Below are 15,041 nucleotides of genomic sequence, written 5' to 3'. Positions count from 1 at the left end.
TCAGTTCGTCTTGATTCCTGTTCTACACCAATTTATTAAAGGTAATACCATGTCTGCTCATCGAATATTTTCAATGATGGTTATGTGGGTGGCTATGACAATCTCTGGATGTTCACTTTTATCAGTGAAAATTGATAGCCAAACCGTACCGCTTACCAAGCAAGAGCTCAATATGCGTATATTGACGAGAGAATATGCGTTGCAATATTTTGCTCAGGTAGAGCAAGCTGCTGATTCTTTAGAAGCGAAGTATGACCCCAACGACCAAATTAACCAATCTTACCTCCTGTTATGGAAAATAAACGCGGAAGAAGGCTTACAGGCTTCGGCTTATCAGGTCACCCCTATGGCTGGCTTGATTGATACGTGGGTATTCGCGCATCAAGTCGACGAGTTTTTTGCTACAGGAGCAGGCAGCAATCTGTTTGCCACGGATGAAGCCAAAAACGTCTCTGAGCATTTGGCGAATGAAGTCGACAAGCTCGCTCAATCCATATTGAAAAAAGAAGTGTATGACAATACAAAACCGTTTGTGGCTAATTTCGTCAAGCAACATCCCTTTGCTGACCTGAGTATGATCAGAACGCCAGCCTACCGGGCATGGTTGGAATTTTCTCAAATTAGTGAGGAAGAAGCCGTAATGACGTTAGGAACAATGCCAGAAGCTCTGGGGGATGTGTCTGATCGGTTAAGTTTAGCGTCTAAACAAGCACCAAAGATCATGACATGGAAGGCACAATTACTGGCATTAAACAGCTCAGCCAGCATTGAAAAAGTCAACGCGGCGCTAAATAGCCTGCAAGTGACAGCCGATTCGATGAGAGACTTTATCGATAATAACCCAGAATATATGCGTTATTTGGCTGAGCAAATGGCACTTGAACTTCAGCCTCTGGTTGACGATATCGATATGAAAACCGAAGCCCGTCTATCTCAGTTAGGTGAAGAGCGTCAGGCGCTAGAAGAAATGGTGGCGAGAGAGCGCCAGGAGATTGCGTTGATTATTACTCATGAAAGAGAAAAATTTGCACAAGACATCGATCGCGTCTCTCAACAGGTTGTCGATTTGGCAATGACAAAATTGATTGAGCTTGTCAGAAGCACCATTATTTATTTCATTCTGTTCGTTATCGCGATCTTCTTTGCTCCGCTAGGTCTTGGCTATGTACTGGGCAAGCGGGCATCCGTCAAAGCAAACATAAAAGAAAGCTAGTTTGACTGCATTTACCTGAATTCAGCATAAATAAAAAGAGCGCCTTGGCGCTCTTTTGTTTTTGATATCAGTAAACGGTATTAAGCCGTTTGTTGTTGTAATTCCGTTTCTTCTTGTGCGGTAGACTCTGCCACTGGCTCGCACTTATCAACGAACCATCCCATGTAAGAGCTAATGATTGTCACAATGATACAGACAAAGCTAAGCCACATGAACGGTGCGTAAGACAGGGTCGCGACACCTAGGATACTTGCCATGTAGATGCCGTTGTCACTCCAAGGAACCATACCAGAGGTTAAGGTGCCACCGAACTCTGCGTTACGAGATAAGTTTTTGCGTTTGTAACCAAGACGGTCGTAGTTTTTAGCACAGATTTTTGGCGTCAGGATGAGAGACACGTACATTGCTGAACCAAATACGTTACCCATAAATGCGGTACCAATGGTGCTGGTTGCCAATGAACCAGAGCTCTGGACACGTTTTTCAAATAGCTTCGCAATGGTTTCTAACACGCCAACTTTATCCAGCAAGCCACCAAAGCCCAAACCAAATACGATCACGGCAACGGAGCCTAGCATAGACGACATACCGCCTCGGTTTAGAATAGAGTCGATGAAATCAACACCAGACGAAATCGCAAATGGCGCCCACGCTGTATTGAATGCCGTCAGAAAATCTACATCCTGAATCATGACTGCCCAGATGATACCCAGTAACGAGCCAAAGCTGATAACGGGGAAAGAAGGCATGCGCATCGCCAGTAGGCCAAGCACGATTATCACTGGCACAAACGAGTAAGGTGTGATGTAGAACTGTTGCTCCATCGCTTTGATCACAGAGTCTACCTGGCTCATATCGACTTGGCCTGCATAGTGAAAGCCAAATGCGGTGAACATGATGCCAGTGATGATGTAGCTGATCAGAGCAATAGGTAACATACCTTTGATATGCTCCATCACTTCGACGTTAGACATGGAAGAAGCAAGGATTACAGAATCAGACAACGGCGACATTTTATCTCCGAAGTAACATCCAGAGAGAACCGCACCCGCTGTAATTGGAGCAGGAACACCAAGACCCTGACCAATTCCCATCATGGCAATACCCGCAGTACCAGCCGCACCCCAAGATGTACCCGTTGCCAATGCTGTTAAAGAACAGATGATCATCGTAGCGAGCAAAAAGATGGATGGATGAATAGCTTGTAGCCCGTAGTAAATGATGGTCGGAACAATGCCACCGGAGATCCAGGTGCCAACAAGTGCACCTACGGCAAGGAGGATTAAAACCGCACCCAAGCCATTAGAAATACCATTTAATGCTGCTTTTTCAAGGTCTTTATACTGATGACCCAGCTTTATGCCCAATAGCATAATAATGAACCAACCAATGTACAGCGCCAGTTGGATTGGAAGATCGAGTTTAGCAGTGAACGAAAATGCCAAAAGAAGGAATAAACCTAACGAGATAAATACCTGAATCAGGTTAGGAAGGCGTGTTGTAACTTGCTTCATACGTGCCTCTGTATATCGTGGAGCAATAGAAGAAGACGCTCCTTGTTGTAATAGCGGCATAACATACAGTAACCAGCATTATATTTCGAATCTTTGGTGTTTTATGTTGATCTAGGGCGAGTTAAACGTTTGCATGTGAAGTTATTTTCTAGATATGTTTAATAAAATTGGTGTTAAATGTTTTGTGGTGTGAAAATAATGTGCTTCAAATGTTACAGATAAAAGAGTGGTAAGACCAATGCGGGTAAAAAATAACTTTTCCTACTTATAAATGACGATTCCACGGAGTTCAAATGCTCAAAAATTACTTCTAAAGCAATTTTTCGGTAGAAAACGTTAAAAATTGCGCTCATTTACAAATTAGGGCTTGAGATTTTGCTGCGAAAATTGAACTATGGGAGAAGGTTTTTAATACATGGAGAGTTAAGGCGATGAGAGTTGGTTTAGTTGGTTGGCGCGGTATGGTAGGTTCAGTCCTGATGCAGCGCATGGTTGAAGAAAAAGACTTCGATCTAATCGAACCAGTATTCTACAGTACTTCTCAAATTGGTATTCCTGCTCCTAACTTAGGAAAAGACGCAGGCTTACTACAAGACGCGTTTGATATTGAAAGTTTAAAACAGCTTGATGCGGTGATTACGTGTCAAGGTGGTGGTTACACTGAAAAAGTGTACCCAGCACTTCGTCAAGCTGGTTGGAAAGGTTACTGGATTGATGCTGCTTCTACTCTGCGTATGGCAGAAGATTCAATCATCACACTGGATCCTGTAAACCTGAAGCAAATCCAGCAAGGCATCCACGGTGGCACTAACACGTTTGTTGGTGGTAACTGTACAGTAAGTTTGATGCTAATGGGTCTTGGCGGCCTGTTCGAGAAAGGCTTAGTTGAGTGGACAAGCGCGATGACGTACCAGGCGGCTTCTGGCGCAGGTGCACAAAACATGCGTGAGCTGATCTCTCAAATGGGCGTGATCAATGATTCAGTGAGCTCAGAACTTGCCAACCCAGCAAGCTCTATCCTGGATATCGATAAGAAAGTTGCAGAGACGATGCGCAGCGCTTCTTTCCCAACTGACAAATTTGGTGTGCCACTAGCTGGTTCGCTTATCCCGTGGATAGATGTGAAACGTGATAATGGTCAGAGCAAAGAAGAGTGGAAAGCGGGCGTAGAAGCAAACAAGATTCTTGGTTCTCAAAGCTCACCAGTTCCTATTGATGGTACTTGTGTACGTATCGGTGCGATGCGCTGTCACTCACAAGCATTGACTATCAAACTGAAGCAAAATGTGCCAATGGATGAAATCGAAGAGATCATTGCTACTCACAACGATTGGGTAAAAGTGATTCCAAACGAGCGAGACATCACGGCGCAAGAGCTATCACCAGCAAAAGTTACTGGCACGATGTCTGTACCAGTTGGTCGTTTACGTAAAATGGCGATGGGTGATGACTTCCTGAACGCGTTTACAGTTGGTGACCAATTGCTATGGGGCGCAGCTGAGCCTCTACGTCGTACACTAAGAATTATCCTTCAAGAGAAAGCATAACGTTTCTCTATTTTTGATGAAAAGAGCTCCTCATTAGGAGCTCTTTTTTTTGCTTTCGCCCCGAACGACACGTTTGTCCGGATCGGCAAGTTCACTACCACAGTGCTTGCAGTAGATGGCGTCTGGATCATGGCCTGCTTGCGAACAGTTTGGGCATTTGACCAATTCTTTATGTGATTGAATTTCTTGGTGCAACTCTGCGGTAAAGATTCCTGTCGGCACGGCGATTATCGAATAACCCAGCAACATCGTTATTGAAGCCAGTGCTTTTCCTAGGTTGGTTTGGGGAACCAAATCACCGTACCCAACCGTGGTAATGGTCACGATGGCCCAGTAAATGCTTTTTGGGATACTGGTGAAACCATTTTCTGGCCCCTCAACGATATATATCAGTGACCCAAATATGGTTACTAGAATGGCAACTGCACTGAAAAAGATGAAGATTTTTCTGCGAGCCATGAGTAATGACCGAAGCAGAACATTAGAATCTTGAAGATAGCGTACTAACTTTAAAATTCGGAAAATACGCAACACACGCAGTGCTCTAATCACGCCCATAAATGACGCTGATGGGAAGAATAGCACTAAGTAGGTTGGCAGAATCGCCAGTAAATCAACAATCCCGTAGAAGCTTTTTGCATAAGCGGCGGGTTTAGGTGAGCAATATAGGCGAAGAAGGTACTCGATGGTAAACAGGCCGGTAAAGGTGTACTCCAGGTACTTTAACTCCTTTGCCCATTCAGCTTGCACCGCAGGAATAGAGTCGAGTACCAGAACAGCCAGTGAGCTTAATATCGCAATAATTAATACGATATCAAACGTTCGACCAGCCTTGGTATGCGTACCAAAAATGGTAACGTAGAGTGTATTTTTCAGAGAGTGAGTCTTCATGACAAAGCGATCCATGGTTGAATCGCTCTATCATACAAGCTTATGGAATATCAGGCTAATCCGGGAAATAGGTTACGTAACCCATTAGCGATGAACTCAATGCCAAGTGCGCCAAGGATCAGGCCCATAATACGGGTGATTACGTTGATCCCTGTTTGGCCTAAAAAGCGAACGATCAATGGAGCAGAGCGGAACAGCAACCATGAGCAAAAACAGAACACCCCAATAGTAATACTAATGCCTACCGTATCTAGCATACTTGGGTAGCGAGCTCCGTAAACAATAGTCGAGCTGATTGCACCCGGTCCCGCCATTAGAGGCATTGCTAAAGGAACAACCCCGATCTGTTCACGACTGACGTATTCAGATTTCTCTTGTTTATTTTGTTTATCCTCACCCAGCTTACCACTCATCATTGAGAATGCGATGCTTAGCAGCAGCAATCCGCCAGCAACTCGAAATGAATCCAGAGAAATGCTGAACATGTCCAGCAGGAGCTGACCTGCGAGTAGCGAGATACAAAGGATTATTGCAACGGCGATGTTTGCGGTTGTGGCTGTTTTACTCTTTTCTTCAGGTGTCATGTGGCCTGTCAGAGAGACGAACACTGGCATGATACCAACTGGGTTAACGGCAGCAACCAGACCTAAAAAAAACTGTAAGAAAATAGCGAGCTCAAAAGTTTGCATAGTGCATTCTCATAAACATTCACATAAGTGAAAAATGGAGAGAGTAGGTTATCTAAATCGTTTGAAGTTAAAGACACTCTATTCAGACGATATGACGTTGGACGCTAAATGTAAGTGAAAACACCACCCAGTAGAAATGAAAAAAACTAACGTATTTCCCATACTATTTGTGAGAAAAACTAATTTTTTAAAAATCTGTATCTAATCTGCAAATCAAATGTTGCATGGAGTGCTATTGTTTAACAGTTGTGTTTTACACAAACATTCACAATGGTGCACTTTTGATTAAAAACAAAGGGCGATTGCAGAGAGGTGAGGTAATTCTATATACTATTAGTAGCACATTAAATTAGGCGTACATGTAATTTTTATGTCTAAAAATGAAACTTTTTTACAGTCTGGTGTAGTTAATTTAATTTTTTTGTCTGTTTGCTGCTTTTTTGTTCTATGGTTTGTAAGGTCTAAAGTTGTTTATTATCAGTTGGTTATAATTATACCTGTCGCTTATACTACACTTTGGTGGTATTTCGAGGATGAGAACTGATCCAAGTCAATTATTTTCATGCTTTGAAACATTATACTCAGCCATGAAAGCAATTTACTAAGTCGTTTGTTTGTTAAGTGGCTGATAAGCAGCAAAAAGAGATAAGCAATAGCCTTACTAAAAAGTTTTTAATATTTGTTAATTTTAGGAGAATCCCTATGCCTGTAACTAATATGGCTGAACTAGATGCAATGGTTGCCCGCGTTAAGAAAGCGCAAGAAGAGTTCTCTACTTACTCTCAAGAGCAAGTAGACAAAATCTTCCGTGCCGCTTCTCTTGCAGCTAACCAAGCTCGTATCCCTCTAGCGCAGCAAGCGGTTGAAGAATCTGGTATGGGTATTGTTGAAGATAAAGTAATCAAGAACCACTTCGCTTCTGAGTTTATCTACAACAAATACAAAGACGAACAGACTTGTGGCATCTTGGAAGAGGATGACAACCTAGGTACGATGACTATCGCTGAGCCTGTAGGCATCATCTGCGGTATCGTACCAACCACTAACCCAACTTCGACTGCGATCTTCAAATCTCTAATCTCTCTGAAGACTCGTAACGGTATCATCTTCTCGCCACACCCACGTGCGAAAAACTCTACTAACGATGCAGCGAAACTAGTTCTGGATGCAGCAGTAGCAGCGGGTGCGCCAAAAGACATCATTGGTTGGATCGACCAGCCTTCAGTTGAGCTTTCAAACGCTCTAATGAAACACGATGACATCGCACTTATCCTTGCAACTGGTGGTCCAGGCATGGTTAAAGCCGCATACTCTTCTGGTAAGCCAGCAATCGGTGTAGGTGCAGGTAACGTTCCAGTTGTTATCGATGAAACGGCTGACATCAAACGTGCAGTGGCTTCTATCCTAATGTCTAAAACATTCGATAACGGCGTAGTGTGTGCTTCTGAGCAGGCTGCAATCGTGGTTGACGAAGTATACGACGAAGTGAAAGAGCGTTTCGCAACGCACAAAGCTTACGTACTAAGCAAAGCTGAAGCAGAGAAAGTTCGTAAAGTTCTGCTTATCGACGGCGCACTAAACGCGAAAATCGTTGGCCAACCAGCAGCGGCTATCGCTGAAATGGCAGGCGTTAAAGTGCCTGCGGACACTAAAGTTCTAGTAGGTGAAGGTCTGGGTAAAGTTTCTTACGACGACGCATTCGCTCACGAGAAACTGTCTCCAACGCTAGGTCTATTCCGTGCTGACAACTTCGAAGACGCGGTTGCTCAAGCGGTAACAATGGTTGAAATCGGCGGTATCGGCCACACTTCTGGTCTGTACACTAACCAAGACGTTAACGCAGACCGTATCCGTTACTTCGGTGACAAGATGAAGACGGCTCGTATCCTAATCAACATCCCGACTACTCACGGTGGTATCGGTGACTTGTACAACTTCAACGTTGCTCCTTCTCTAACGCTAGGTTGTGGTTCATGGGGTGGTAACTCTATCTCTGAGAACGTAGGTCCTAAACACCTAATCAACAAGAAAACTGTTGCGAAGCGAGCTGAAAACATGTTGTGGCATAAACTACCTAAGTCAATCTACTTCCGTCGCGGTAGCCTTCCAATCGCGCTTGGCGACCTAGAAGGTAAGAAACGCGCATTCCTGGTAACTGACCGTTTCCTATTCAACAACGGTTACGCAGATGACGTAGTGAAACTACTGAAAGCACAAGGCATGGAAGTTCAAACGTTCTTCGACGTTGAAGCTGACCCAACACTGTCTGTAGTAGAGAAAGGTGCTGCTCAAATGGCAAGCTACCAACCAGACGTGATCCTAGCGCTAGGTGGTGGTTCACCAATGGATGCTGCGAAAATCATGTGGGTAATGTACGAGCACCCAGAAACGCACTTCGAAGAGCTTGCAATGCGCTTTATGGACATCCGTAAACGTATCTACAAGTTCCCTAAAATGGGTCAAAAAGCTGAGCTTGTTTGTATCACAACAACTTCAGGTACGGGCTCAGAAGTTACTCCATTTGCGGTTGTTACTGACGACAAGACTGGCGCTAAATACCCACTAGCGGACTACGAGCTAACTCCTAACATGGCTATCGTTGATGCGAACCTTGTTATGAACATGCCTAAGTCGCTAACCGCATTCGGTGGTTACGATGCAGTAACTCACGCTCTGGAAGCTTACGTATCTGTTCTAGCGAACGAATACTCAGATGGCCAAGCTCTTCAAGCACTTAAGATGCTAAAAGAGTACCTACCATCTAGCTACGCGAACGGTGCAAACGACCCAATCGCTCGTGAGAAAGTACACAACGCAGCAACTATCGCTGGTGTGGCATTTGCGAACGCATTCCTAGGTGTATGTCACTCAATGGCGCACAAACTAGGTGCTGAGTTCCACGTACCACACGGTTTGGCTAACGCACTGCTTATCTCTAACGTTGTACGTTACAACGCGAACGATAACCCAACTAAGCAAACTGCGTTCTCTCAATACGACCGTCCACAAGCACGTCGTCGTTACGCTGAAGTTGCTGACCACCTAGGCCTAAGCCAAGCTGGTGACCGCACTGCTCAGAAGATTGAACGTCTACTAGCATGGATGGATGAGCTAAAAGCTAACCTGGACATCCCAATGTCTATTCAGGCGGCTGGTGTTGCTGAAGCTGACTTCTTCGCGAAACTGGATGAGCTAGCGGTTGAAGCGTTCGATGACCAATGTACTGGTGCGAACCCTCGCTACCCACTAATCAGCGAGTTGAAAGAAGTTCTGACTGCTTCTTACTACGGTAAAGCTTTCGTTGAAGGTGAAACTTTCGAAGGTACTACTGTAATCAAGAAGAAAGCAGACCAAGAAGCAGCGAAACCTGCTCCTAAAGCTAAAAAAGAAAAAGCAGACGCGTAAGTAAGCGTTGTTTGAACAAGGTTTTCGCTAGCACGAAACCTTAATCGGGAAAAGTTAAAAGCCCCAGTCAAATGACTGGGGCTTTTTTTATCTTCTTTGTTCAACCTTCAAGCGCATTCCTGTATTGATGACGAATCAAACAGATACCATTTTTTAGACTTCGGTAGATACGACTCTACCGCTAAAGTACTCATTCGCGACGATGTACTCAGTATTACGTACGAGCTCGTCCTGGATTTCCGCCCAATGGATCGCGTCTAAATCTTCTTTGGTATGAGAGACCGATGGGATTACACCGCCGACTCTGATATTGAAAGGAGTCAGCTCTTTTGCCCAGCTATGAGTGAACCCAGATACCAACGCCGCCAAACTTTCTACGCCAGTCAGATCTTCGTGGTTATCATGCGAAATCACATTAACAATAACGCCTTTCTTATTCCGGCTACGGAAACGATCTGCGGCAACTTGCCCATAGGTATAAAGAAAACGAGCAGCAGAAGAAAGATGGTCGATATATATACTCATTGGTTCTGGCGCCATTAAGCTCGGCATTGGGGAGCTGGTCCAGCAATTGACCACCACATCTGGTGTTGCGCCAAGTTCGGATTCTATTTGGTCAAATAACAAGTTGATCGAAGTTGTGTCGTCACTGCATACGTGCATGGCGAAAACCTTATTGGTAAACGCGCTAATTTGCTCGTAACTTTCCTTAAGCGAGTCGGCATTTTGATCACATAGAATCAACGTGGCGCCGAGGTGGGCAAAGTGGCTAGAGCATGTTCTGCCAATGACTGAACCTGCTGATGTGACGAGTATAATTGATTCTTTGATATCCATATAACACCTACACAGCTCCGTATAAACCAGTGGTTTGTGCTATCAGCATGGATTAATTTCAAACGGCTCAGTGTGAAAAGCTTCAAACTAACGCTTTTGGGGGAAGACTATTGTGTGGGAATTAGTAAGTCGTCACATTTCGTATGTGTTACAAGTGTAATCAGGTAGTGAAAAGTTGAATACTAAGCCCGAGTTTGAATTTGGTATTGGCGCTGAGCGGTAACCAGTTGGTTATATAGCCCGGCATCAGCAATAAGAGTCTGATTTCTCGAACCTAAACGACGTCGCTCATGGCCTGATAGGTTATGGTAGACCTCTTCTGGAAGGTTAAAGGTGTCTTGGGGCATATAAGTTAGCGCATCTGGCTTGAGGTAGTGGCTAAGCTTTGCGGAAGGTAAGCCTGCATTATGAAACTGTTTCGCTTGTTCGGCAGCGAGTTCATAACTGCTGCTGTCTGAACGCAAATTTTGTGGTTGAGAAAGGCCAAATTGCTGACGTAGAACGTCGTCACTTGCCTTTACTTCGCTGACTTCTTCTACAGGAACCACATCGCGCACATCGTTCGAAAACATAGATAGAATCAAAGCAAAATCGGCACGACGACCTTCGTGTACGGCACTATTAATACCATAACCGAATTGTAGTTCGTTAATAATTGCTGCTTTGTCTAAAGTATGAATTTGCATGATGCTCCTCGTAAGATGCTTTTATAGCGGCATGAAAGAGAAGAACTTTAGAAAAAAGAAAGCACTAAGAGGGTATTGAAGGGGGCTGTAATAAAAAAGCCCGCTGTAATAGCGAGCTTTTGAATAAGACTAAATTGAACTAGGGGGAAGTAAATTACTTCGCTAGGTTCTCTGCTACGAAATCCCAGTTTACAAGAGCCCAGAAGCCGTTCATGTAATCAGGACGTACGTTGCGGTAATCGATGTAGTACGCGTGTTCCCATAGGTCAACAGTTAGAAGTGGAGTTACACCTTCTTCTGTTAGAGGAGTTGCTGCGTTAGAAGTGTTAACGATGTCTAGAGAACCGTCAGCCTTCTTAACTAGCCAAGTCCATGAAGAACCGAAGTTGTTGATTGCTGCATCAGTGAACTTCGCTTTGAATTCTTCGAAAGAACCGAATGCTGCGTTGATTGCATCAGCAACTGCGCCAGTTGGCTCGCCGCCCGCGTTTGGAGCTAGACAGTGCCAGTAGAACGTGTGGTTCCAGATTTGAGCAGCGTTGTTGAATACGCCACCAGTAGAAGTCTTGATGATCTCTTCTAGAGTTTTGCCTTCGAACTCAGTACCAGGAATAAGACCGTTTAGCTTAACTACGTAAGTGTTGTGGTGCTTACCGTGGTGGTAATCTAGAGTCTCTGCTGAGATGTGTGGTTCTAGTGCGTCTTTCGCGTAAGGAAGAGCTGGTAGTTCAAATGCCATTACTCGATTCTCCATTGATATGAAAGGGTAACCTTTCGATTGCTTCCAGTGTTTTTATTCGTTCTGAGTCGATACGACTGACTTGCTAGGTATTTTAGCAAGTTTTTACTTTATTAAAACCCCGATATGAAAATATTTTAAGATGTTAGCTGTGACGAAGTGATGAATCTTGCGTCATCAAACAAGCTTAGTTTAAACCATATCAATTATATGGTTTTTATTCTGCCGTTATTGAGTAGAATGTGGCAGATAAACAAAGTTAAAACCTATGAATGAGGAAGCGATGGAAACTATCGACAAAATCAAACAGCAGATTTCAGAAAACTCTATCCTGCTGTACATGAAAGGATCACCGAAACTGCCAAGCTGTGGTTTCTCTTCTCAAGCGTCACAAGCACTAATGGCATGTGGTGAGAAGTTCGCTTACGTAGACATTCTACAAAACCCAGACATCCGTGCTGAGTTACCAAAATACGCGCAATGGCCAACGTTCCCACAACTGTGGATTGAAGGTGAGCTAATTGGTGGTTGTGACATCATCCTGGAAATGTTCCAGAAAGGTGAACTTCAGCCGCTGATCAAAGAAGCTGCAGCACGCGCTGAAGGTGAAGCTGAGTAATTCGTAAATACTCACATTTAGCGATAGAATACGAGGGAGCCGCACTGGCTCCTTTTTTCTTTTTTAAGGTAGTGGAATGAACATAAAGCTTTACTACGTGCATGATCCTATGTGCAGTTGGTGTTGGGGATACAAACCAACCATCGATAAACTGAAGCAGCAACTGCCGGGTGTGATTCAATTTGAGTATGTGGTGGGTGGGCTTGCACCAGATACAAATTTACCAATGCCACCAGAGATGCAACAAAAGCTCGAAGGGATTTGGCAGCAGATTGAGCGTCAGTTAGGAACTAAGTTCAACTACGACTTTTGGAAATTGTGTACGCCAGTAAGAAGTACTTACCAGTCTTGCCGAGCTGTGATTGCTGCGGGTTTTCAGGACAGCTATGAACAGATGTTGGAAGCGATTCAGCATGCTTATTATCTGCGAGCGTTACCACCTCATGAGGAAGCGACGCATTTACAGCTAGCAAAAGAGATTGGCTTGAATGTCCAGCAGTTCAAAAACGATATGGATGGCACCCTTTTAGAGGGCGTATTCCAAGATCAGCTGAGTTTAGCCAGAAGCCTTGGAGTGAACTCTTATCCGAGTTTGGTTCTGCAAATCAACGATGCCTATTTCCCGATTGAAGTTGATTATTTGTCGACGGAAACAACGCTAAAGCTAATTCGTGAACGCATCATCGATAATATGCCTGCACAGTAATGTAGATTTTAGATAAGAACAAGCCGCTCATTGAGCGGCTTTTTCGTAACTAAGTGTATCAACGAATTCTATTAAAGAACGGATACTAAAGCACCATTGCAGCAATCCAACCGAAGATGATCAGTGGGATATTGTAGTGGATAAAAGTCGGTACTACGGTTTCCCAAATGTGCTCATGTTGGCCATCGGCATTCAGACCCGACGTTGGACCTAATGTTGAGTCAGAAGCTGGAGAACCTGCGTCACCGAGTGCTGCTGCGGTACCAACTAGTGCAATTGTTGCCATCGGTGAGAAGCCAAACGCTAATGAAAGAGGTACATAAATGGTCGCAATAATTGGGATCGTTGAGAACGATGAGCCAATACCCATAGTTACCAGCAAGCCCACAACCAACATCAGCAATGCAGCCAGTGGTTTGTTATCGCCGATACTTGTTGAAAGTGATTGAACCAAGGTTTCTACGCCACCAGTTTGCTTCATTACTGCGGCAAAACCTGCTGCAGCGATCATTATAAAGCCAATCATAGCCATCATGTGAACGCCTTTAGTGAATACGTCGTGCGTTTCTTTCCACGCAATCACGCCACCAAAGGTAAAGACCATGAAACCAGCCAGTGCACCAATGATCATTGAACCCGTGTATAACTGAACACTCAACGCAGCAACAATGCCGATCGCAGCGACAAGGATGTGCTGTTTGTTGATCACATGATTTGTTTCATGGACAACGGTTAACTCGGTTTCTTCATAGATACGAGGCTTACGGTAGCTGACAAAAATCGCGATCAATAAGCCAAAAATCATACCTGCGCCAGGAAGCAACATCGCCGTTGGAACTTGGCTTGCCACAACGTTTTCTAGGCCGTTGTCATGTAAGTTCTTTAATAGGATGTTGTTTAAGAAGATGCCACCAAAACCTACAGGTAACACCATGTATGGCGTGATTAGGCCAAAAGTCAGAACACAGGCAATCAGACGGCGATCCAATTTAAGCTTCGCAAATACGCCCAAAAGAGGTGGAATCAAAATTGGAATAAAGGCGATATGGACAGGAATCACGTTCTGAGAAGACATGGTAACTAAGATCAATGCTACCAATACCGCGTATTTTAAACCGGTCGTTGATGCAGAACTTTCTTTACCATTGATGCGTTTAATCACATCTTTAGCTAAAAGATCAGTAATACCAGACTTAGAGATTGCAACGGCAAATGTACCGAGCATCGCGTAGCTTAAAGCAATAGTAGCACCGCCACCGAGACCGCTTTCAAAAGCAGCAACGGTATCGCCTAGGCTCATGCCAGCGACAAGACCACCGACAATGGCACTGAACGTGAGGGCGACCACCACGTTTACCCGCATCAACGCTAACACGAGCATGACGCAAACAGAAATAACGACAGGATTCATACTTTTTCCAATATATTGTGTTTACTTATTATTTTCGTCAACAAGCGGCCAACCACCCAGGGCCTTCCATTTGTTAACAATGCCACAGAATAACTCTGCAGTTTGTTGTGTATCGTAAAGTGCCGAATGCGCTTCACGATTGTCGAATTCCATACCCGCCGTTTTACATGCTTTAGCAAGAACGGTTTGGCCGTAAGCAAGACCACTTAGTGCAGCTGTGTCAAAAGTGGCAAACGGATGGAAAGGGACTCGTTTTAGTTTGCAACGTTCGTTCGCTGCGTTAACAAAACCTAGGTCGAAAGCGGCATTATGCGCAACCATGATCGCTCGTGAACAGTCTGCGGCTTTTTGCTCTTTACGGATGAGCTTATAAATTTCTTTTAACGCTTCTTGTTCAGAAACTGCGCCACGTAGTGGGCTAAAAGGGTCACGAATGCCATTGAATTCTAACGCTTCTTTCTCCAAGTTCGCACCTTCAAACGGCTCAACATGAAAATGAATGGTAGAGGCTGGATGCAGGACACCGTCTTCATCCATGCGAAGGGTAACGGCACATATTTCTAAAAGTGCATCAGTTTGAGCATTGAAACCCGCGGTCTCAACGTCAACTACCACAGGGAAATAACCACGAAAACGCTTTTTCAGGGTTAGAGCTTCATTTTCTATTGTCATGTTGGCTTATTTTTGTGTGACGAGGGCGGCATTATTACAGATTCTTACGATGAGAAAAACCGCAATATCAGATAAAAATACAATTCTGCTTTTTAGATACTCAATTCGTCAC

The 15,041-nt window shown here is 44.3% G+C and carries 13 protein-coding genes; 5 read left to right on the top strand and 8 right to left on the bottom strand.

Annotated elements, in window-relative coordinates; translation table 11 throughout:
- The first annotated feature begins 49 nt into the window (after window positions 1–49).
- Window positions 50–1,213 carry a chemotaxis protein gene (locus DBX26_RS09930; protein ID WP_118118991.1) on the top strand — a complete coding sequence of 388 codons (1,164 nt, stop codon included), beginning with the start codon at window positions 50–52 and terminating at the stop codon, window positions 1,211–1,213.
- Window positions 1,214–1,293: 80 nt separating this feature from the next.
- Here DBX26_RS09930 and nhaC read toward each other — a convergent pair whose 3' ends face one another.
- Window positions 1,294–2,727, bottom strand: a complete 1,434-nt coding sequence (gene nhaC / locus DBX26_RS09925; protein WP_014232558.1) for a Na+/H+ antiporter NhaC — start codon at window positions 2,725–2,727, stop codon at window positions 1,294–1,296.
- A gap of 431 nt (window positions 2,728–3,158) precedes the next feature.
- Here nhaC and asd point away from each other — a divergent pair, with 431 nt between their 5' ends.
- On the top strand, window positions 3,159–4,274 hold the full coding sequence (asd, locus tag DBX26_RS09920; protein ID WP_014232557.1) for an aspartate-semialdehyde dehydrogenase: 1,116 nt from the start codon (window positions 3,159–3,161) through the stop codon (window positions 4,272–4,274).
- 33 nt (window positions 4,275–4,307) lie between these two features.
- Here asd and DBX26_RS09915 read toward each other — a convergent pair whose 3' ends face one another.
- Both DBX26_RS09915 and DBX26_RS09910 read right to left on the bottom strand, forming a co-directional pair.
- Window positions 4,308–5,180 (bottom strand): ion transporter, encoded by an 873-nt coding sequence (locus DBX26_RS09915; RefSeq protein ID WP_020334532.1) that lies wholly within the window; start codon window positions 5,178–5,180, stop codon window positions 4,308–4,310.
- Window positions 5,181–5,215: 35 nt separating this feature from the next.
- Complete coding sequence (locus tag DBX26_RS09910; protein ID WP_014232555.1) at window positions 5,216–5,854, bottom strand: YchE family NAAT transporter; 639 nt, start codon at window positions 5,852–5,854, stop codon at window positions 5,216–5,218.
- Between the two features lie 702 nt (window positions 5,855–6,556).
- On the opposite strand from DBX26_RS09910, the gene adhE reads away from it, so the two are divergent.
- Window positions 6,557–9,259 (top strand): bifunctional acetaldehyde-CoA/alcohol dehydrogenase, encoded by a 2,703-nt coding sequence (gene adhE, locus DBX26_RS09905; protein ID WP_014232554.1) that lies wholly within the window; start codon window positions 6,557–6,559, stop codon window positions 9,257–9,259.
- 153 nt (window positions 9,260–9,412) lie between these two features.
- Here the strand turns inward: adhE and DBX26_RS09900 are convergent, their stop codons facing one another.
- The 3 genes from DBX26_RS09900 to sodB form a co-directional block, all read right to left on the bottom strand.
- On the bottom strand, window positions 9,413–10,096 hold the full coding sequence (locus DBX26_RS09900; RefSeq protein ID WP_065297150.1) for an SDR family oxidoreductase: 684 nt from the start codon (window positions 10,094–10,096) through the stop codon (window positions 9,413–9,415).
- Between the two features lie 182 nt (window positions 10,097–10,278).
- On the bottom strand, window positions 10,279–10,782 hold the full coding sequence (locus DBX26_RS09895; protein ID WP_118118989.1) for a VC2046/SO_2500 family protein: 504 nt from the start codon (window positions 10,780–10,782) through the stop codon (window positions 10,279–10,281).
- Window positions 10,783–10,936: 154 nt separating this feature from the next.
- Window positions 10,937–11,521: a superoxide dismutase [Fe] gene (gene sodB, locus DBX26_RS09890; RefSeq protein ID WP_014232551.1), complete on the bottom strand. Its 585-nt coding sequence runs from the start codon at window positions 11,519–11,521 to the stop codon at window positions 10,937–10,939.
- 283 nt (window positions 11,522–11,804) lie between these two features.
- On the opposite strand from sodB, the gene DBX26_RS09885 reads away from it, so the two are divergent.
- Both DBX26_RS09885 and DBX26_RS09880 read left to right on the top strand, forming a co-directional pair.
- A complete protein-coding gene (locus tag DBX26_RS09885; protein WP_014232550.1) occupies window positions 11,805–12,140 on the top strand; it encodes a Grx4 family monothiol glutaredoxin in 336 nt (111 codons plus the stop codon).
- Between the two features lie 76 nt (window positions 12,141–12,216).
- On the top strand, window positions 12,217–12,846 hold the full coding sequence (locus DBX26_RS09880; protein WP_020335679.1) for a DsbA family protein: 630 nt from the start codon (window positions 12,217–12,219) through the stop codon (window positions 12,844–12,846).
- 85 nt (window positions 12,847–12,931) lie between these two features.
- Here the strand turns inward: DBX26_RS09880 and DBX26_RS09875 are convergent, their stop codons facing one another.
- Together DBX26_RS09875 and rnt are read right to left on the bottom strand one after the other, a co-directional pair.
- On the bottom strand, window positions 12,932–14,257 hold the full coding sequence (locus DBX26_RS09875) for a Na+/H+ antiporter family protein (protein WP_014232548.1): 1,326 nt from the start codon (window positions 14,255–14,257) through the stop codon (window positions 12,932–12,934).
- A gap of 21 nt (window positions 14,258–14,278) precedes the next feature.
- The gene (gene rnt / locus DBX26_RS09870; RefSeq protein ID WP_118118987.1) at window positions 14,279–14,929 is read right to left on the bottom strand and encodes a ribonuclease T; all 651 of its coding nucleotides are present in this window, start codon (window positions 14,927–14,929) and stop codon (window positions 14,279–14,281) included.
- Between the last annotated feature and the right edge of the window lie 112 nt (window positions 14,930–15,041).

The organism is Vibrio sp. dhg, from assembly GCF_003443775.1.
Classification (GTDB): Bacteria; Pseudomonadota; Gammaproteobacteria; order Enterobacterales; family Vibrionaceae; genus Vibrio; species Vibrio natriegens.
This window is presented reverse-complemented; position numbering and strand designations above follow the sequence as displayed.